Origin of the sequence: Vibrio nereis NBRC 15637 (genome assembly GCF_001591105.1) — a bacterium.
Taxonomy (GTDB): Bacteria; Pseudomonadota; Gammaproteobacteria; order Enterobacterales; family Vibrionaceae; genus Vibrio; species Vibrio nereis.
In genome coordinates, this window is the sequence record NZ_BCUD01000003.1 from 23141 (window position 1) to 43111 (window position 19971).

Annotated in this window: 22 protein-coding genes; 18 read left to right on the plus strand and 4 right to left on the minus strand. The window is 46.0% G+C overall.

What is annotated here, in order from left to right:
• Positions 1–5: 5 nt before the first annotated feature.
• A complete protein-coding gene (ubiH, locus tag VNE01S_RS04395; protein ID WP_053396591.1) occupies positions 6–1184 on the plus strand; it encodes a 2-octaprenyl-6-methoxyphenyl hydroxylase in 1179 nt (392 codons plus the stop codon).
• A 25-nt stretch (positions 1185–1209) separates the two neighbouring features.
• A complete protein-coding gene (locus tag VNE01S_RS04400) occupies positions 1210–2436 on the plus strand; it encodes an FAD-dependent 2-octaprenylphenol hydroxylase (RefSeq protein WP_053396592.1) in 1227 nt (408 codons plus the stop codon).
• Positions 2437–2488: 52 nt separating this feature from the next.
• Here the strand turns inward: VNE01S_RS04400 and VNE01S_RS04405 are convergent, their stop codons facing one another.
• The 3 genes from VNE01S_RS04405 to ygfZ form a co-directional block, all read right to left on the minus strand.
• Complete coding sequence (locus tag VNE01S_RS04405) at positions 2489–2695, minus strand: DUF1107 domain-containing protein (protein WP_053396593.1); 207 nt, start codon at positions 2693–2695, stop codon at positions 2489–2491.
• Positions 2696–3307: 612 nt separating this feature from the next.
• Positions 3308–3784, minus strand: a complete 477-nt coding sequence (locus VNE01S_RS04410; protein ID WP_156309903.1) for an aminoacyl-tRNA deacylase — start codon at positions 3782–3784, stop codon at positions 3308–3310.
• Positions 3777–4742: a tRNA-modifying protein YgfZ gene (gene ygfZ, locus VNE01S_RS04415; RefSeq protein WP_053396595.1), complete on the minus strand. Its 966-nt coding sequence runs from the start codon at positions 4740–4742 to the stop codon at positions 3777–3779. Before ygfZ ends, VNE01S_RS04410 begins: the two co-directional genes overlap by 8 nt.
• A gap of 221 nt (positions 4743–4963) precedes the next feature.
• Between ygfZ and VNE01S_RS04420 the strand changes: the two genes are divergently transcribed.
• The gene (locus VNE01S_RS04420) at positions 4964–5224 is read left to right on the plus strand and encodes an FAD assembly factor SdhE (RefSeq protein ID WP_053396596.1); all 261 of its coding nucleotides are present in this window, start codon (positions 4964–4966) and stop codon (positions 5222–5224) included.
• On the plus strand, positions 5193–5591 hold the full coding sequence (locus VNE01S_RS04425; RefSeq protein WP_156309898.1) for a protein YgfX: 399 nt from the start codon (positions 5193–5195) through the stop codon (positions 5589–5591). Before VNE01S_RS04420 ends, VNE01S_RS04425 begins: the two co-directional genes overlap by 32 nt.
• A 27-nt stretch (positions 5592–5618) precedes the next feature.
• On the opposite strand, the gene nadB is transcribed toward VNE01S_RS04425, so the two are convergent.
• Positions 5619–7238 (minus strand): L-aspartate oxidase, encoded by a 1620-nt coding sequence (gene nadB / locus VNE01S_RS04430; protein ID WP_053396598.1) that lies wholly within the window; start codon positions 7236–7238, stop codon positions 5619–5621.
• A 403-nt stretch (positions 7239–7641) separates the two neighbouring features.
• On the opposite strand from nadB, the gene rpoE reads away from it, so the two are divergent.
• The 14 genes from rpoE (at position 7642) to VNE01S_RS04500 (ending at position 19905) form a co-directional block, all read left to right on the plus strand.
• Positions 7642–8220: an RNA polymerase sigma factor RpoE gene (rpoE, locus tag VNE01S_RS04435; protein ID WP_053396599.1), complete on the plus strand. Its 579-nt coding sequence runs from the start codon at positions 7642–7644 to the stop codon at positions 8218–8220.
• Positions 8221–8246: 26 nt separating this feature from the next.
• Positions 8247–8873, plus strand: a complete 627-nt coding sequence (locus VNE01S_RS04440) for an RseA family anti-sigma factor (RefSeq protein ID WP_053396600.1) — start codon at positions 8247–8249, stop codon at positions 8871–8873.
• The gene (gene rseB, locus VNE01S_RS04445; RefSeq protein WP_053396601.1) at positions 8870–9835 is read left to right on the plus strand and encodes a sigma-E factor regulatory protein RseB; all 966 of its coding nucleotides are present in this window, start codon (positions 8870–8872) and stop codon (positions 9833–9835) included. Before VNE01S_RS04440 ends, rseB begins: the two co-directional genes overlap by 4 nt.
• Positions 9832–10302 carry a SoxR reducing system RseC family protein gene (locus tag VNE01S_RS04450; protein WP_053396602.1) on the plus strand — a complete coding sequence of 157 codons (471 nt, stop codon included), beginning with the start codon at positions 9832–9834 and terminating at the stop codon, positions 10300–10302. Before rseB ends, VNE01S_RS04450 begins: the two co-directional genes overlap by 4 nt.
• A 137-nt stretch (positions 10303–10439) precedes the next feature.
• Positions 10440–12233: a translation elongation factor 4 gene (gene lepA / locus VNE01S_RS04455; RefSeq protein WP_053396603.1), complete on the plus strand. Its 1794-nt coding sequence runs from the start codon at positions 10440–10442 to the stop codon at positions 12231–12233.
• Positions 12234–12320: 87 nt separating this feature from the next.
• Positions 12321–13217: a signal peptidase I gene (lepB, locus tag VNE01S_RS04460; protein ID WP_053396604.1), complete on the plus strand. Its 897-nt coding sequence runs from the start codon at positions 12321–12323 to the stop codon at positions 13215–13217.
• A gap of 15 nt (positions 13218–13232) precedes the next feature.
• Positions 13233–13910, plus strand: a complete 678-nt coding sequence (rnc, locus tag VNE01S_RS04465) for a ribonuclease III (RefSeq protein ID WP_053396605.1) — start codon at positions 13233–13235, stop codon at positions 13908–13910.
• A complete protein-coding gene (gene era / locus VNE01S_RS04470) occupies positions 13903–14880 on the plus strand; it encodes a GTPase Era (RefSeq protein WP_053396606.1) in 978 nt (325 codons plus the stop codon). The genes rnc and era overlap by 8 nt, the downstream gene beginning before the upstream one ends.
• A gap of 93 nt (positions 14881–14973) precedes the next feature.
• Positions 14974–15699, plus strand: a complete 726-nt coding sequence (gene recO / locus VNE01S_RS04475) for a DNA repair protein RecO (RefSeq protein ID WP_053396805.1) — start codon at positions 14974–14976, stop codon at positions 15697–15699.
• Complete coding sequence (gene pdxJ / locus VNE01S_RS04480; RefSeq protein WP_053396607.1) at positions 15696–16427, plus strand: pyridoxine 5'-phosphate synthase; 732 nt, start codon at positions 15696–15698, stop codon at positions 16425–16427. The genes recO and pdxJ overlap by 4 nt, the downstream gene beginning before the upstream one ends.
• 5 nt (positions 16428–16432) lie before the next feature.
• The gene (gene acpS / locus VNE01S_RS04485) at positions 16433–16813 is read left to right on the plus strand and encodes a holo-ACP synthase (protein ID WP_053396608.1); all 381 of its coding nucleotides are present in this window, start codon (positions 16433–16435) and stop codon (positions 16811–16813) included.
• Between the two features lie 149 nt (positions 16814–16962).
• Positions 16963–18237, plus strand: coding sequence for a hypothetical protein (locus VNE01S_RS04490; RefSeq protein WP_053396609.1), 1275 nt, complete (start codon positions 16963–16965; stop codon positions 18235–18237).
• An 8-nt stretch (positions 18238–18245) separates the two neighbouring features.
• Positions 18246–18656, plus strand: a complete 411-nt coding sequence (locus VNE01S_RS04495; RefSeq protein WP_053396610.1) for a hypothetical protein — start codon at positions 18246–18248, stop codon at positions 18654–18656.
• Positions 18657–18750: 94 nt separating this feature from the next.
• Positions 18751–19905 carry a GGDEF domain-containing protein gene (locus VNE01S_RS04500; protein ID WP_306304696.1) on the plus strand — a complete coding sequence of 385 codons (1155 nt, stop codon included), beginning with the start codon at positions 18751–18753 and terminating at the stop codon, positions 19903–19905.
• Positions 19906–19971 lie beyond the last annotated feature (66 nt).

Here is a 19971-nt window from a genome sequence, read left to right on the forward strand (position 1 = left end):
ATTTCATGAAGCAGTTTGATGTTGTGATTGCTGGTGGCGCGATGGCGGGGATGACCCTAGCGCTTGCTATCAATAAACTGTCTGATAAGCCTCTTTCAATTGCGGTGGTGGAACCATTCAAGGCCGACCATCAAGCACATCCAGGCTTTGATTCGCGCTCTATTGCGCTTTCTTATGGCACCGTCAATACTCTAAAAAAGCTGACACTTTGGGATGAGATTGCTGAGGTGGCGACGCCCATTCGGCATATTCATGTATCTGATCGTTCCCACGCAGGGATGACGGATATCACTACCGAAGAAGTGGGCGTGGACGCGCTGGGTTACGTGGTTGAGCTTGCCGATGTGGGTAGGATTTATCACTCCCGAGTGGAGCAAGATGAGCACATCGAATTGTTGTGTCCTGCGTCAGTGAAAAAGGTTGAACGTTCACTAAGTGAAGTGACCATTACTCTGGATAACGGTGAAGTGGCTCGCGGGAAACTGTTAGTGGCGGCTGATGGCGCGATTTCTACTTGCTGTGAACAAGTGGGATTAGAGCTTGTTGAGCACGATTTTGAGCAAATAGCCGTTATTGCAAACATCAAAACGCAACAAGATCCTGCGGGGCGGGCATTTGAACGCTTTACCGAGTCTGGTCCCGTTGCTTTGCTTCCAATGAGTGAAGGGCGAATGTCGCTAGTTTGGTGTTTGAAGCCCGAAGAGGCGAGAGCGGTCATGGCGCTAGAGGATGATGCCTTTCTCGCTAAACTTCAGGATGCGTTTGGCTGGCGACTGGGGTTAATGAAGCAAGTCGGCCAACGTTCAAGTTATCCGCTGACGCTTCGCTATCGCAAGCAGAATATCTCTCACCGTTTTGCCATTGTAGGTAATGCTGCGCAAACGCTTCACCCGATTGCGGGACAAGGTTTTAACTTGGGTATTCGTGATGTGGCGACACTTGCCGAGCAAATTGCGGTATCGGCGGGCGATCCAGGAGCGTACCAGGTTCTGAACCAGTTTAAAGGTCGTCGAGAATCAGATCGAGAAGCAACTATCTCTCTGACTTCTTCCCTTGTGCATATTTTTTCAAATGATTATCTGACCATGCGCGTTGGTCGCAACTTAGGTTTGGCTGCGATGGATAATCTGTCAGTACTGAAAGCGCCACTTTTAGCTCGAACACTAGGCTTAGTCGCTAGATAGCAGCTTATATAAGGAAAAGAATTAGATGATGCAAAGCGTAGATATTGCCATCGTGGGTGGTGGCATGGTTGGACTGGCTCTGGCCTCTGCATTTAAAGGTACAGACCTGCGTATCGCTGTTATTGAAAGCCAAGAGCCTAAAGGTGATTTGGCTGAGTTGCCAGATGTCCGCGTTTCTGCTTTAAGCCGTTCCAGCGAAAATATTTTGCGTAATTTAGGTGCTTGGCAAGGCATCGTTCAGCGCCGCGCTGCGCCTTACTCTGCAATGGAAGTGTGGGAGCAAGACAGTTTCGCACGTATTGAGTTTGATGCACAAAAGCTGGCGCAACCGGATCTTGGACATATTGTTGAAAACAGAGTGATTCAACTAGCGTTGCTAGACCAAGTTAAACAGCAGTCGAATGTGTCATTATTTATGCCGGTGAAGTGCACAAGTCTGGCGATTGGTGAAAGTGAAGCCTGGCTCTCTTTAGATAATGGGCAGGCCCTAACGGCAAAACTGGTGGTGGGTGCTGATGGCGCAAACTCTTGGGTTCGTAAGCAGCAGGATATACCTTTAACGCATTGGGACTATGGCCATAGTGCCGTGGTGGCAAACATTCGCACCGCAGAAGCTCATCATGGGGTGGCTCGTCAGGTATTTACGCCTCAAGGTCCGCTGGCATTTCTTCCGATGGGAGAAAGCCATATGAGCTCGATTGTTTGGTCTACGGAACCTTCGCGTGCCGAAAAGCTGGTGTCGATGTCATCAATCGAATTTGATAAATCGCTGACTGCCGAGTTTGATGCGCGATTAGGGTTATGTGAGGTGGTAGGGGAGCGCTTTGCTTTCCCATTGAAAATGCGTTACGCCCGCGACTTTGTTGTCGAACGCGTTGCGTTAGTGGGTGACGCTGCCCATACCATTCACCCACTTGCTGGCCAAGGCGTTAACCTTGGTTTGTTAGATGCAGCCAGCTTAGCGCAAGAGATCATGGCGTTATGGCATCAAGGTGAAGATATTGGTACAAAACGCAATCTGCGAGGGTATGAGCGTTGGCGTAAGGCTGAAGCTGCTAAGATGATTGCAGCAATGCAAGGTTTTAAGGATCTGTTCTCGGGCAATAATCCGGCTAAAAAGCTGGTACGCGGATTGGGTATGAGCCTGGTGGGTCAATTGCCGGGAGCAAAAGATGAGATAATGAAGCGTGCGTTAGGACTAAAAGGGGAGCTCCCAGGCCTAGCAAAAACGCGAAAGTTATCGCTCAATTAAAGTGACAAAGGGTTGGCAAATGCCAACCCTTTTTAATCTGTAGTATAGAATACTAAGCGTATGCACAGCGCAGTTTCATGATTTCTTGGTTAACTTCTTTTACTGCTCTAAAGTGCCTTTTCTCTGCTCTCTCTGGCAGTATCAGTTTCCCATTATCAAACTCAAATTTACCAACACCGTAAATATAAATTCTTCCCTTAAATAATCGACTTACGTGTTTAGCAATCATACCTGGTGTATAGCGCTTAAACAGTCTCATATATAGATCCTTATGGTTATCGAGCACTGCAGATTATACAAATATCCCTCCTGAAAATGTGTGATAGCCTTGGAGGAATATGCAGTATTTTTGAATTAATTAGATATTTGTGTTGTTGTGGGCAAATGTGCGGATAAATATCCACTTTAGTGTGACAACTGCCTCAATTATGTTCTGGCGTTGAAACTTTGTCCTCATTCAACTCAGCGCACATTAAGCCAGAGCAATATGACAGTTTTAAGAATAGTCGAAGAAGTTGTAAAGGCATGTTCAAGAAGGGTGATTTTTTTGCAAAAAAAAGCCCGCTCAGTGCGGGCGAATAGTCACAGATGCATTACACAAAAAGTGGATGTCCTGAAACAATCAGTGGATTCACTTTTTTGTTGTCGCTAAAGCTCTGGGCTGAAACCACTACTAAAGTGCCTTCTAGCCTTACCGCAAGAGTTTATTCTTGCACGAACTTTAACCAACAAAACCAGCATAAAGCAAAAATACACTCGTGACTATATATGCTTTTAATATGAATAATAATTTACTGGTAAATGATCATTAAGTGTGGAATGGATCACTAACTGATGCAAACTAGTGATCTATATCCGAGATATTGGGTGTCTATTCACGACAAATATCAGCAAAAACTGGATCACAGAGTTTGACGAGATCTTCTGGTTTCATTGCTATTCCAGCCATATTAGATCCGCTGCTGATCGTTACTTCGTCTTCAAGCAAAATCTTATGATCAAATATGACTGACATTGGGGTTTTGAGCAGCAATGGGGTGACAGTGCCTATTTGGTAACCTGTTAATTCCGGTACCAGATTCAAATCAACACAAGTCATACGCCTGCATTCAAGTAGGGCTCGTACTTTTTTAGGGTCGACCGATTGGTCACCGGGCGCACAAGCAAGCGCATATAGGTTGCCCATGTCTCGTAGTACAATCGACTTAACCATTTGGCTCGTACGAATACCACGTTGTTTGGCGGCGTCTTCGATAGTGACGGCAGGCGTTTCATGAAGCAGCAAGCGAAAACTCACCTGCTGCTCTGCTAGGTAACGCGTGATCTTGGTTTCAAAAGTATTATTCATCATCGAGAGAGTATGGGAGTGGCGCCATTTCCCACACAGAGTCTGGTGCATCTTTTAGGCGGAACTGGGTGTCCGTGTCTAAATTATTAGGGAGTACAACGAGCCCGATAGCGTGGCTATCGCTAAATTGGTAACTGGCCAGCAGTTTGCCAGCGCCGCGCCAATTATCTCCTACCGCACGTTCCAGGTCGGTATCCACTGCAGGTGTCTGTTCCGATGGCCCTGAGACAATACACATCGCACGTTTATTCATGCCACGGTATTTTGCTCTCGCGACGGTCTCTTGGCCCGTATAGCAACCTTTGGTAAAGCTTATGCCACCTAGGCCTTGAAGGTTCAATGCCTGTGGAATATGTTCATTTTGTTGTGCTGCGGTTAAGGTTGGCAGACCTGCCTCGATATCTAATCGAGTCCATAGTGATTCTTCAATCAACTGAGCTTCAACGTTATCAATAAGTTGCATCGCGCTGTCTTCGTTCACGAGTAGTAACCAACGCTGCGCATCAATTTTAACGGCCGTACCGCCTGTGATAGGACGAACATCTTCTTGGCTATCCGATAGTTGGTCGACAAAGGCCTTTGCCTTAGCGCCGATCAGACCCAGTGCCACCTCATTGCTTTCTGTGATCTCAACTTTCGAAAAAATAGCGTATTTCTTTAATTCGGTTAGCTCAACGGGAATGACAGGTTTGGCTTGAAACATAGCGTAGCCATCATTGTGATGGAACAGGCGAAATACGCTCCATACTTTTCCTTTCGCATCACAGTGCGCGCCCAATGTTGAAGCGCCAGCATCCAATGCCACGACGTCACATGTCACTTGTCCGCTTAAGTAGGACTTTTTGTCGTCGCCAACCATATTAATCGCACCCCATGAGGTAAGGTGAGTTAGGGCTAGCTCAGGTAGAGCATCAGTCGTAGAAAGTGAAAGGGGCGCAAATTTGTTTTGCCAATCCATGATAGTTACCTGCTTTATGTTTAATATTGCTATGTTAAATCCGAATGGCCCTATGAAACAACCTTTGGTGTAGTAGGCATTTAGCGAGGCTTCTTCTCTAATAATTATAGGTTCATCCACTTATCTTAACTGCTATCACCCGTTGTGTGACTGAGTTACTAGTTGTCATAGGCTTTGATTGGTACACTCGCGGAAAACAACCGGAAAGGTGAGGAAGTAGAATGTACACCACGGAAGAAAAAGCGCGTATTAAATGGGCGTGCCGTCGAGGAATGTTGGAGCTCGATGTAGTGATCATGCCTTTCTTTGAAGAGTGTTTTGATGAACTACAAGAAAACGAACAGCGCGACTTTGTTTCTCTGCTGGAGTGTGACGATCCAGATCTGTTTACTTGGATTATGGGTCATGGCCGTAGTGAAAACTTAGGGCATGCTGCCATGGTAGATAAGATTGTTGCTCACAACCTCAGCAAAGTGCGTTAGGTTCTTAGCGACACCGTCGTATTTATCCCAACAGGCCAATATCGTCTTACTCGTGTTGGCCTGTTCTGTCATTATCCTATCTAATTTTCCTCTTGCCCCCTCTTTTGTATTCATCTCTTTCTGCTATCAGATATTTCATGAACGTGGCTTTTGGGTTCCAGATCTAGCAGGTGAAGCCGCTTTTTATCGTTCGGGGCAGCATGAATATCTTCAACAACCGTTTTTGCTGAAAAAAGTGGTGTTCTTAATCGATAAAGTGGGTTTGCTTTTTATTCTAAAGGATGGACGTCGATTTATGTTGTGGCGAGATAGTGTCGATGAAGCGATGTACCGTCACCTGATTGTATGGTTAAAAAGGGAGCTCTGAGCTCCCTTTGTTATCTATTGGTATGTTCTATTTCAGTTGTTCCGGAACCAGGATAGTTGGGCCACTGTTTTCTGCCGGTTCTGGATAATCGAGCGTGTAATGTAAACCACGACTCTCTTTACGCTCCATAGCACAACGAACCATGAGTTCGGCAACCTGAAGCAAGTTACGCAGCTCAAGTAAGTTGTTAGATACACGGAAATTGCTGTAATACTCGTGTGTCTCTTGTTGCAATAACTGAATACGGCGTAGCGCACGTTCTAAGCGTTTATCAGTGCGCACAATACCCATGTAATCCCACATGAATAAGCGTAACTCATGCCAGTTATGGTGGATGACGACTTCTTCATCTGAACAGCTAACTTGGCTTTCATCCCATGCAGGCAGGCTAGGCGGCAGTTCGGCATCTTTTAGTTTGCTGAGGATGTCTTTTGATGCCGCCCACGCGTATACCACGCACTCTAACAGCGAGTTAGAAGCCATGCGGTTTGCACCGTGAAGTCCGGTGTAACTTACTTCGCCGATAGCATACAACTGAGAAAGGTCTGTTTGTCCTTTGAAGTCAACCATCACACCGCCACATGTATAGTGAGCGGCTGGTACGATTGGGATTGGCTCCTTAGTCATATCAATGCCAAGGTCGAGTAAACGCATATTAATCGTCGGGAAGTGTTTCTCGATGAAGTCCGCTGGTTTATGGCTGATGTCTAAGTACATGCAATCCGCACCTAAACGCTTCATTTCAAAGTCGATCGCGCGTGCAACAACGTCACGAGGTGCCAGTTCTCCACGCTCGTCAAAGTCCGGCATAAATCGGCTGCCGTCTGGTCGGCGCAGATAAGCCCCTTCACCACGGAGTGCTTCAGTCAGCAAGAAATTTCTGGCTTCAGGGTGGAACAGACACGTTGGATGGAACTGGTTAAATTCAAGGTTTGCCACACGACAACCTGCACGCCAAGCGATCGCAATACCGTCACCAGAAGAAACGTCTGGGTTTGAAGTATATTGGTAAACTTTTGAGGCACCGCCAGTTGCAAGAACCACAAACTTAGTGCGCACGGTTTCAACGTGCTCTTCGTTACGGTTCCAAATATAAGCCCCGACCACTTTCTTGCTGTCACCACCTGCTGTTACTTTGTCTTCAGTAATCAGATCCAGCGCGTTGTGACGCTCTAATACGGTGATGTTTGGATGGTTGTGTGCGTTATCTTGCAATGAGGTTTGCATTGCCATGCCTGTCGCATCAGCAGCGTGAAGAATGCGGCGGTGACTGTGACCACCTTCGCGGGTTAGGTGATAACGCGGCTCTTCGTCATTATCATCTTCTTCACGGTCAAAAGGTACGCCACCATCAATAAGCCACTGAACGCATTTTTTCGCATTCTGAGCTATAAACTCAACGGTTTCTTTTTCGCAAATGCCGCCCCCGGCAATCAGTGTATCTTGGACATGAGACTCGATACTGTCTGATTCGTCAAAGACTGCGGCGATACCGCCTTGAGCATAGTAAGTAGCCCCTTCGTTGCGAGGGCCTTTGCTCAATACAATGACTTTGCCGTATTCTGCTACACGTAACGCCAACGATAGCCCTGCAGCGCCACTACCTACCACTAACACATCACATTGATGTTCACGGTTTGCGTTCATAAAACTTTTAAATTCCCGAGTTAAATTATCTCGATGCACGCAGCAGCCCTAAATTAAGGGTGATTAGGTGCGTCGAACCAAGAGCTATCCCACTCTTAACCACTTTGCCTATGGCAAATATGGCCCTGAATATTTCAGAGTCAGCTCACTATAATAGCACTTGCTCACATGCAATTCTTTGTAAATAACATTGCTTTTGTTGACCTACGTCCTCACAATTCGAATCAGAAGGTATTTATTCAACTACTTGCTAAAATTAAGTGTAAAGAAAGTTTGAACTTTATATTTTTTGCTAGGTCACAATAGTGCTCAAGTAAGCAGTGGTGTCAATACTACATTTTGCATAATTAATGCTCATATCTGACAAGGTATGTAGCGAAGAACAATAGGAGTACCCGCTCGAATGAACGAGCAGCTGACCGATCAAGTATTAGTTGAGCGAGTTCAGAATGGAGATAAGCAAGCATTTAATCTATTGGTAATGCGATATCAAAACAAGGTTTGTAACCTTATCTCTCGCTACGTCAATAACCCCGGCGATGTGCCAGACGTAGCACAAGAAGCATTTATTAAAGCGTATCGAGCAATTCCTAATTTTCGAGGTGAAAGTGCCTTTTACACCTGGTTGTATCGTATCGCGGTTAATACTGCTAAGAACTACATTGTGGCACAGGGGCGTAGGCCTCCAGCGCAGGATGTAGACACTGAAGAAGCTGAATATTACGAAACGGGTAGTGCGTTAAAAGAAATTTCGAACCCTGAGAACTTAACGTTGTCCAAAGAATTGAAACACGTAGTTTTCAGTGCGATTGAAGCACTGCCTGATGATTTAAAAACTGCAATGACACTGCGAGAGCTGGATGGCTTAAGCTACGAAGAAATTGCGGCAGTAATGGATTGCCCAGTCGGAACGGTACGCTCGCGTATCTTCCGAGCACGTGAAGCGGTTGAGAAGAAAATACAACCTCTTTTACAACGCTAATACCAGCAACATTTATGGTGAAAATAATGGCTGACAAAGAGAAACTTTCAGCACTCATGGATGGAGAGTTGATCGACAAAGCTTTAATTAATGAGCTGGAACACGATCAAGATAGCCAGCAAGCTTGGAAAAGTTACCACTTGATTGGTGACGTAATGCGAGGTGATGCGCCGGAAAAACCGGAGTGGAATATTGCTGAAAGTGTCGCCTTGGCGCTCGAAAATGAACCTGCTCATTCGGCAATTGGCTCACAACGGTCAGTGGTTGACTTGGAGTCGAGAGTGGAGTCTCAGCCGACGCCAGCGCAAGCCCGTCGTCAATTGCCTGCTTGGCTAACACAGTTTGGACAGGTCGCGGTCGCCGCTTGCGTCTCTCTGGTTGTAATACTCGGTGTGCAGCAATATGGTGGCAGTAACCCTGCGGCGCCGGAATCTAATCAGCTTCCAGTGCTACAGACCGTTCCTTTTGCTGGTAGCGCAGAACCAGTAAGCCTGACTCGCGAATCTCTGGAACATCAAAACCAGAATAATGCTAACGTGCAAGAGCAGCGTCATCGAATTAATGCGATGCTTCAAGATTATGAACTACAACTGCGTTTAAACAGTGAAAGTAGTACTGGACATAATGAACATCCAGAAACGGTAGTTGAATGAAGAAACTCCTGATCAGTGCGCTGACACTGCTCAGTTTAAATATGCCTCCGGCCTTTGCAGATAAACCCGCTGCAGAGGCTTTGTTGCATCAAATGAACGGAGCCAGTCAGCGTCTCAACTTTGAGCTGTCTTATATCTTAATTGAAAAGAATAGCATCGAACCTTTGCTATACCGACACGCGGTGTTGGAGGAGCAGCAGTTAGAGCACCTGGTGTATTTGAGTGGCCCTATTCGTGAGGTCATTCGACGTGGGACTGAAGTCAGTTATATCGAGCCGGGTATTGAGCCATTTACGATTGAATCTGGCAGCATGGTCGCTCCGATTATTCCGTTCCTAAACGCTGATGTCGATTATCTCAGTGAATACTACGACTTCATTCCGCTTGGCCGAGCTCGTGAAGCTGGGTCAGCTTGTCAGGTCTTACGCGTAGTGCCCAAAGACGGTTTGCGTTATTCCTACGTTGTTTGGGTTGACGAGAAGAACAAGCTGCCATTGCGAGCAGATTTGATCGACCGCGATGGTGAAGTGTTAGAGCAGTTTAGAACGATTTCCTACAGCGTTAGTGACCAAGTGGTGGATATTCTAAGTGCACTAAACGATGTCAAATTACCGCAAGTTCTGTCTTTGCCTAAAGGGCAGGTAACGGAGTCGTATTGGCGAGTGAATTGGATTCCTAATGGCTTTGAAGCGAAAGAGCTAAACCGTTATCGTATGGCGAATACGGAGCGCATGGTCGAAAGCCAAATGTACAGTGATGGATTATTTAACTTTTCTGTGTACGTGGCGGACAGCGATAATTTATCGCTCAAAGGTCAGTTGATTCGACAAGGCAGACGAACACTGCACAGTTTGGTTTCTGGCGATCTAGAAATATCTGTGATTGGTGATATTCCGCCTGCAACAGCCAAACGTATTGCACAGTCTGTGGTGATTTCTCAAACAGTGAGTACAACCCGATGATGACGGCATTGGCGACGGTTTCAGACGTCAAAGAGAGTGCGGCAGGTTTTGAGGTTGAGTTGAACTGTGAGCAGCAAACCAGCTGCAATAGCTGCTCTTCTCAGAAAAGCTGTGGCACTGGTATTGTTTCCAAAGCAGTAGGCAGTAAATCTTTGCATTGGCACTTGGTGACGTCTAAAGCGGTAAAAAAAGGGCAGGTGGTTGAAATTGGCTTGCCCGAAAAGAGCTTGCTTCAGTCGGCAGCAGTTGTGTATCTCATTCCTCTGTTTGCCCTTATCATCGGAGCAACGTTGGCCCAGTGGGCTCTAGTTCCTTGGTTAGGGGGCGGTGAAGGGCTTGTCATTCTATGCTCTGCTATATTTGTAGCAGCAGGGATATATTTAGCCAAAGTCTTAGCGGTTAAATTTGAGGACCTCTCATCAAGGCAAGTAACCTTGCTGCGCATCTTGGGAGAACCAATTAGCTAGTGCGTAGTGCCTAGAAATTGGGTAGAATCTGCCAACTTGATTGAAATGCCGTCAAACGACGGCTTTTCTGTACCCATGTTATGTCATTGTGGGTATGTTTTTTTCCTTATTTTAAAAGAGTTTAGTCACACCAAATCATGAAGCACATTCGTAACTTTTCGATTATCGCCCACATCGACCATGGTAAGTCGACCCTATCTGACCGTTTGATCCAAGTTTGTGGTGGCTTAAGCGACCGTGAAATGGCAGCTCAGGTTCTTGACTCAATGGACCTAGAGCGCGAACGTGGTATCACCATCAAATCTCAGAGTGTGACATTAGACTACACCGCAAAAGATGGTGAAACTTATCAGCTCAACTTCATCGATACTCCTGGACACGTAGACTTCGCCTATGAAGTTTCTCGCTCTCTGGCAGCATGTGAAGGTGCACTGCTGGTGGTTGACGCGGGTCAGGGCGTAGAAGCTCAAACTCTAGCTAACTGTTATACCGCGATTGAAATGGATCTAGAGGTTGTGCCAATCCTGAATAAGATTGACCTTCCGGCTGCGGATCCAGAACGCGTAGCAGAAGAAATTGAAGAAATTGTCGGTATCGACGCGATGGAAGCGACGCGATGCTCCGCGAAAACGGGTATCGGTGTCGACGATGTTCTAGAGAACATTGTTTCTGCAATTCCAGCACCAGAAGGCGATCCAGAAGCACCTCTTCAAGCTCTGATTATCGACTCTTGGTTTGATAACTACCTAGGTGTTGTTTCTCTAGTGCGTATCAAAAACGGCGTACTGAAGAAAAATGACAAGATCAAGGTGATGAGCACTGGTCAGGTTTGGGGCGTCGATCGTTTAGGTATCTTCACACCAAAACAAATTGATACTACAGAGCTAAATACCGGCGAAGTAGGCTGGGTTGTGTGTGGTATTAAAGACATTCTTGGCGCACCAGTAGGTGATACACTGACGCTGGCAAAAAATGGTTGTGAAGAACCGCTACCAGGCTTCCAGAAAGTAAAACCACAAGTATATGCTGGTTTGTTCCCTGTTTCTTCAGATGACTATGAAAACTTCCGTGATGCGTTAGGTAAGCTAAGTCTGAACGACGCATCATTATTTTATGAGCCAGAGAACTCGGCAGCACTTGGTTTTGGTTTCCGCTGTGGTTTCCTTGGTATGCTGCACATGGAAATCATCCAAGAGCGTCTAGAGCGTGAATACGATCTAGATCTAATTACGACGGCACCAACGGTAGTCTACGAAGTGGAACAAACGGATGGTGAGTTGCTGTACGTGGACAGCCCGGCGAAGTTGCCAGCCGTCAATGATATCGAAGAGATTCGTGAACCGATTGCTCGCTGTAATATCTTAGTACCTTCAGAATACCTAGGTAACGTTATCACGTTGTGTGTTGAAAAACGTGGTACTCAGGTGGATATGGTTTATCACGGTAACCAAGTAGCTGTGACTTACGATATTCCGATGGCAGAGGTAGTACTGGACTTCTTTGACCGTCTGAAGTCGACATCACGTGGTTATGCGTCTCTGGATTACAACTTCCAACGCTTTGAAGCGTCCAACATGGTTCGCGTTGATGTACTTCTGAACGGTGATACGGTTGACGCGCTAGCGATGATCACACACAAAGACCAATCTCAGTCTCGTGGTCGCCAGTTGGTAGAGAAGATGAAAGAGTTCATCCCTCGCCAGATGTTTGATATTGCGATTCAGGCAGCGATTGGTAACCACATCATCGCGCGTTCTACGGTTAAACAGTTACGTAAGAACGTTATCGCGAAATGTTACGGTGGTGACGTGAGCCGTAAGAAGAAACTTCTGAAGAAACAGAAAGAAGGTAAGAAGCGTATGAAGCAGATCGGTAACGTAGAACTGCCTCAAGAAGCGTTCCTTGCGATTCTGCACGTTGGTAAAGATTAATTTGTTGAGTGTTGCTCAATAATAACATCATTTAAGTGAAAGGGTTTCGGCTCTTTCACTTTCGTATTTTTAAGATAAGGGAAGTCAATGGCGAACACATTTTCACTGATCCTCGTTATCGTCACACTTGTTACGGGAATCGTATGGGCTTTAGAGAAATTGGTTTTTGCGAAAAAACGCAAAGTTCAGATTGCTGAAGTAGAAGCTCAAACAACAGGTCTTGATGCAGCTACGCTAGAGAAAGTGAAAAGACAGCCATGGTGGATTGAGAACAGTGTTTCTATCTTTCCTGTGATTGCTGCCGTGTTGGTGCTGCGCTCTTTTATTTACGAACCGTTTCAAATTCCATCTGGCTCGATGATGCCAACATTATTGGTCGGGGATTTTATTCTGGTTGAGAAATACGCTTATGGCCTAAAAGACCCAGTGTGGCGTACTCAGCTGGTGGAAACTGGTGAGCCAGAGCGTGGCGATATTGTGGTGTTTAAATACCCACCTCAGCCAAACATTGATTACATCAAGCGTGTCGTCGGTTTGCCAGGTGATACGGTTCGTTACAACAGCAGTAAAGAAATTTGTATTCAATCGGCGGGCGAGAGCGTTTGCCAACCGGTAGAATTATCTAATGTAGAACAGAGCCCGTTTCCTCAGGATGGCATTTCATTGATTCAGATGGATGAAAAATTGGGTGAAGTTGGCCACCAAATCCTAGTCAACCCACTGCGTCGTGATCGCGTTCAAGCGTATCATCCTCGTAGCGGAGTGAACGAGTGGGTTGTACCAGATGGTCAGTACTTTGTGATGGGTGATAACCGTGACAACAGTGCAGATAGCCGTTACTGGGGCTTTGTACCAGAGGCAAACTTGGTAGGAAAAGCAGTAGGCATCTGGATAAGCTTCGAGTTTGAGCGTGATGCTAACAGTGTTCTACCTTCTTGGATCCCAACTGGTGTGCGTTTCAACCGCATCGGTGGTATTAACTAAATAAATCGAGAGAGCATGAATTCTCCTATCGCAAAATTAGAAAAAAAGCTCGGCTATCAGTTTAATGATGCTGAGCTAATCAACTTAGCGCTGACTCATCGCAGCGCTAACGGTAAACACAATGAGCGTCTTGAGTTTCTGGGCGATTCAATTTTAAGTTTTGTCATTGCTGACGATCTTTATCATCGCTTCCCTAAAGTAAATGAAGGGGATATGAGCCGCATGCGCGCAACGTTGGTGCGTGGTAATACATTGGCGGAGCTAGGTCGAGAATTCGAACTAGGAGATCACTTAAAATTAGGTCCAGGTGAGTTGAAGAGTGGCGGTTTCCGTCGTGACTCTATTCTTGCCGACGCAGTTGAAGCCATCATTGGCGCTATCTATCTAGATAGTGATATTGAAATGGTTCGTGGCATTATTCTTAGCTGGTACAAGCAGCGTCTTGAAGCAATTCAACCAGGTGTTTCTCAGAAAGACCCGAAAACGCGTCTTCAAGAGTTCCTGCAAGGCCGAAGAAAGCCACTGCCTGTTTATACAGTGACTAATATTAAAGGTGAAGCACACAACCAGGAATTTACTGTGGCGTGTGAAGTTGCAGGTATCGGAGATCCTGTAATTGGTAAAGGCACCAGCCGCCGCAAGGCAGAACAAGCGGCTGCGGAAATAGCACTGGAGCAATTAACCAATGGCTGATTCAACAGACAACAATGAATTTGATATCGATGCGTTTTTCTCATCAAGCAATGAGCCAGCGAGCTCACCTGAGAACCAGCATTGTGGCTTTGTCGCGATTGTAGGTCGCCCAAACGTCGGCAAATCGACCCTTCTGAACCGTATTCTGGGGCAGAAAATTTCGATTACATCTCGTAAACCACAGACGACTCGTCACCGTATTATGGGGGTCGACACCGAAGGGGATTACCAAGCGATTTACGTGGATACCCCAGGCTTGCATATTGAAGAGAAACGCGCGATCAACCGCTTGATGAACCGTGCGGCGAACTCATCATTGAGTGATGTTAACTTGGTATTTTTCCTTGTTGATGGTACTCACTGGACAAATGATGACGAAATGGTACTGACTAAGCTTCAAAAGTCGAATTTCCCAGTCGTGCTGTGTGTGAACAAAGTTGATAATGTCCAAGACCGTAATGAAGTCATGTTACACATGATGGACATGTCGAAGAAGATGGACTTTGTTGATGTTGTGCCGATTTCAGCGAAACATGGTAAGAACATTGATGTACTGCGCAAGCACGTGCGCGAGCATCTGCCCAAAGCGACGCACCACTTTCCAGAAGAGTATGTAACAGACCGCTCACAACGTTTTATGGCGTCAGAGATTGTCCGTGAAAAACTGATGCGTTTTACTGGTGAAGAACTGCCTTATTCGGTAACTGTTGAGATCGAGCGCTTTGACTACAACCCAGAAACGGATGGTTTCCACATTAACGCGTTGATCTTAGTTGAACGCAATGGCCAGAAGAAAATGGTGATTGGTAAAGGCGGTGAGAAGATCAAAACTATTGGTCGCGAAGCGCGTCTCGATATGGAAGAGTTATTTGGTCGCAAGGTTTACCTGGAAACTTGGGTGAAGGTGAAATCTGGCTGGGCTGATGATGAGCGTGCTCTTCGCTCTCTTGGTTACATTGACGATTTATAAGGAATGCGGGGCAGTTAGCTTCGCTCCTCATCACACGAAATAAGGAGCCAAGTGGCTCCTTATTTTTTTAGTAACATTTTTCTGGCACATTCTATGTCTTCTGAAGGCTTACAGCGTTGTTTTGTTTTACATCGTCGCCCTTATAGCGAATCGAGCTTAATCCTCGACGTGTTCAGCGAGGAATACGGCCGCATTACACTGATGTCGAAAGGGGCGAGAAGCAAGCGCTCAAATTTGAAAGGTGCATTACAACCTTTTACGCCTTTATTGCTAAAGTGGTCGGGTAATGGCTCAATGAAAACGCTGAGGCAAGCCGAACCGATTAGCCTTGGCTTGCCGCTCATGGGGATCAACCTTTATTCTGCCATGTATATCAATGAACTGGTTGGTCGAGTCCTAGTGGCAGAAGTTGCCATGCCAGCGCTTTTTCATGATTACCTGCATGCATTGACAGAACTTGCCCAGGCGGATAATCCGGAACCAGCACTTCGCCGTTTTGAACTCGCAATGCTGTCGGCGATGGGATACGGAGTGGACTTTCTTCATTGTGCCGGAACGGGCGAACCTATTGACCCAGAGATGACTTATCGCTATCGAGAGCAAAAAGGATTTATTGCCTCGGTTCGCAGAGATAACCTGACGTTTTTGGGCAACGAGTTGATTGCTATCAGCGAACGTAGGTTTACCACAAAAGAACAACTTAAAGCGGCAAAACGCTTTACACGCATAGCCTTAAAGCCGTATCTTGGCGGCAAACCCTTAAAAAGCAGGGAACTATTTTTGTCTATGGTTCCCAGAGCACGGAGTATTGGAAAATGAGCTCAATTTACCTAGGTGTTAACATCGATCATATCGCGACTTTACGTAACGCACGTGGCACAAAATACCCAGACCCTGTACACGCAGCTGAAATTGCCGAGCGTGCCGGCGCGGATGGTATTACGATTCACCTACGTGAAGACCGTCGTCATATTTTGGACCGAGATGTTCGCATTCTTCGTGAAACGCTTCAGACTCGTATGAATCTAGAAATGGCAGTGACAGACGAGATGGTTGAAATCGCGCTAAAGACGCAGCCTGAATATGTTTGTTTGGTGCCTGAAAAACGTGAAGAGCTCACCACAGAAGGTGGTTTGGACGTAGCTGGCCAGCTAGAAAAAATAAAAGCGGCGACGCAAAAACTGACCGAAGCTGGCATTAAAGTTTCTCTATTCATCGACGCAGACCGAGAACAAATTAACGCAGCGAAAGAGTGTGGCGCACCGTTTATTGAGTTACATACAGGCCATTACGCCGATGCAGAAACCGAGGCGGAGCAACAAAACGAGCTTAAGAAAGTTTCTGCCGGGGCAAGCTATGCTGCTGATCTTGGTATTACGGTTAACGCGGGTCATGGTCTGACATACCACAACGTGGCAGCAATTGCGGCTATTCCTGAAATTTATGAGCTGAACATTGGTCACTCAATCATTGGCCGAGCCGTATTTGATGGTCTAGGTAAAGCCGTTGCTGATATGAAAGCACTTATGGTTGAAGCGCGTAAGTAACGACGATGGCTATTGTTGGATTAGGGACCGATATTGCTGAGATCGAGCGGGTAGAGAAAGCACTCGCTCGAACGGGTGAAGCCTTCGCTCGTCGCATTTTAACGGAAGATGAGCTAGAAAAGTTTCATCGTCTTAAGCAGCAGGGACGGTTTTTAGCCAAACGCTTTGCTGCCAAGGAAGCAGCGTCAAAAGCGTTAGGTACCGGAATCGCGTTGGGGGTGACATTTCATGACTTTTCGATTTCCAACGATGACTATGGCGCTCCTATACTGACCCTGTCCAACAAAGCGCTTGAAATCGCGCAAAGCAAACGGGTACGACATATTCATTTGTCGATATCCGACGAGCGGCACTATGCAATGGCGACAGTAATCCTGGAACAATAAGCGACGTATAGTCGCTTTTTTTATGTCTAATTTCATACTTTGGTGTTAGGTGTATTGCATGTTAGCAATTAATGATATATCTGCTAGTACAAGTAACATGCAATAAATAAAACTAAAAATAATAACGTATTTGCAAAGGACTAAGGTCTATGCCGAAAAATAATACGATTTCGTTTGCGCGCAGTGTTCTTTTCGTGACTCTTCTCGCTTCTAGTACTTATAGCCAAGCTGCTCAATGGTCGGTGTCCGGCTTCGGCACTCTGGGCTATACCTATGAGAGTGAAGATAACATCGCCTACCTCAGAGATAACACTCAAACTGCCGACCCTGATGATGACGGCACCTTCATGAGTGATTCCAATCTGGGTTTGCAAGTCGACGCTACATTCAACAGGCAATGGTCTGCCACGGCACAGGTGCTTCTTAACAATAGCGTCGATTACGATCTGGAAGATATTACCGAGCTTGCTTTTGTCCGTTATACACCGAGCGCCAACTGGAGCTTTCGTGCTGGCCGCATTGGGATCAGTGCTTATGCTGCAGCCGATAGTCGTCATATTGACTATGCCCACTTATGGGTTCGTCCTCCTCAAGAGTTATATGGCAGTGTGTCTTTTAACAATCTTGATGGGGTAGGGGTCAGTTACTTTTCAAACAACCCTAATTTTAACTGGAGTGCCACTGTTGAATATGGCCAAAACAAGCAAACCGGCGAGCTCGCGGCGGCTAATCAAGGCTACCGAACCAAATTGGATGACGTGCTGAGCTTATCACTGGCATTGGATCAGGATGAGTGGCAGTGGCAGTTGTCGTATGCTCAGGTGGGCGGTTTAAGCGTGGAGCACGATGAGCTACTTGCATCCTTACACGCGCAAGTTAAAGGGGTGGCCGATTTAGGCGTTCCCGGTATTAGCGCTGATGCACAGCAGGTGTATGACTACCTAACCGTGAATAATGAGCCAGTCAATTATCTGCAAGCCGCTGCAAGTTACTTTGATGGTCGATGGTGTTTTGAGTCGGAGATTTTTAAAATTTCCGCGGATCAAGAATCCATTCCCCAAGGCGTGGGTGGTTATGCATTGTTAGGCCGAGCATTTGACAACATAACGCCTTATGCGATGTATGGTCGTGTTAAACAATCTAACTCCCGTTATAACTCAAGCAGTGATTGGGGGGCATTAAACCCCGCTTTGGCTCAATTACAACAAGGTGCGCTGCTCGGCATTGATTCTATTCGTATAGACCAGTCTACCTATTCCGTTGGCGTTAGGTGGGATCTGTTGCCTAATCTGGCATTAAAAGCGCAAATGGATCATGTAGAGATTGATCCCTATGGTTATGGGCTGTGGGCAACATCGGGGGAAGGGATCGATAAATCTCGTGACGCACAAGTCTACACCCTTAACATGAATTTTATTTTTTAGGGGGCCTTATGAAGTATTTAAGCCTTCTATTGTTGTTTGTTGCCAATGTTGCCTGTGCTGATATTTATATCGTGGTGCACCAGAATAGCCCAATCCAAAGTGTCGATATTGAAGATATTGCAGATGTTTATTTAGGGCGCAGAAAGAGTATTGGGGAGCTCTATATCGACCAGGTATTAGATCGCGCTGGAGAGGAAAGGCGTCGCTTTTTTGAAAGTACGACTCACATGCGAATCAGCCAAGTTAATGCGTATTGGGCTAAGCTTAAGTTTTCTGGGCGTATGCGAGCTCCAGAAGGCATTGCATCTCGCGTTCAGCTGGTCGAAAAGCTCAAACAAAACCCACAAGCAATAGGTTATATGCTAGAAAAACCACCCAATAACTCTGGAATCAGAGTGGTATTACATATAAATGAATAAACCAAAACTGAAGTCGTTATCAGGCAGGCTACTCAAGATAGTTTCTGGTTTGGTGATGTTATACATCGTTTGTATATTAATGATAATGATACCAATGGGCTTTTCCCAAGCTGATAAAAATCATCAGGAGCTTGAGCGAAAACTGGTGTTGTCATTATCGAATTCCGCCGCGATAGCACTTTACGTCAATAACGAAGAGATCGCTGACGAGGTGATCTCGTCATTATTGCTGCATGAAGAGATTGATGCAGTCAGGCTGGAAAGCGATGATGGTATTTTATTCTCTTCAAATCGCTTGCTCCAAGACGAAAAATTACTCTGGCAGCATTCGAATCAATACCGTTTGTACACGCCAACGGATGGCGAGCCCTTCGCTACCTTGTATATCCACAATAATCATTCGGCGTTACAGCGAAAAGCGTTGTCGATGGTGTTAAAGCAAGTGGCGTTCACTGTCGGGCAGTTTTTGGTTACGGTGATTGCATTAGTGTGGATATTTGAACGTATCGTGGGTAAACCACTGACCAACTTATCGAATGCACTAAAATCGGCGACGCCCGAGCATACTCAGTTAATCCCCATTGAAACCAAAAATAAAGACAATGAACTGGGTGTAGTTGTGCACAGCGTGAATACCTTTATCAATAACTCACGTCGTGCGATAGAGCGCGAGCGTGGCTTAAGATCGCAATTGGAACATTGGGAACAATATTACCGAAACTTGGCTGAACAGGACGTACTGACCGGTTTAAAAAACCGACTGGGTTGTGAAAAGTATATAGAGCAAGTGTCGGCATCAAACCAGTATATTGCGTTACTTTTGGTCGATTTAGACGGCTTTAAAGAGGTTAATGACCAGTATGGTCACGCAGCGGGGGACCAAGTATTAAAAGATATCGCGACGCGTTTCTCTGAGTTACAAGAGCAGAGCCGTCTACCCGGTGTCGTTGGCCGTATCGGTGGGGATGAGTTTGTTATTTACCTCGCGTTGCAAAACAATGATAAGGATTTGCTCGAAGAGTTGGCTTCTGAGGCAGTGGTCTTAGGGAACATGCCCTTTTACTATCAAAACCATACTTGTCGCATAGGCTGTAGTGTGGGCATTTCGGTTGTTCCTGCTCAAGAAGTGGATATCGAAAAATTGGTACACCAAGCAGATCAAGCGATGTATGCGGTTAAGCAGGCAAGCAAAAATGATTACCAGTTTTATCAACCTGAGAGTAACGTCAAGACTCTCACATACCTCTAAATATTCTTGTGGCTAAGACGAAAAAGAGAGCGAACCATGGTTTGCTCTCCTTTTTTGTTGAAACTA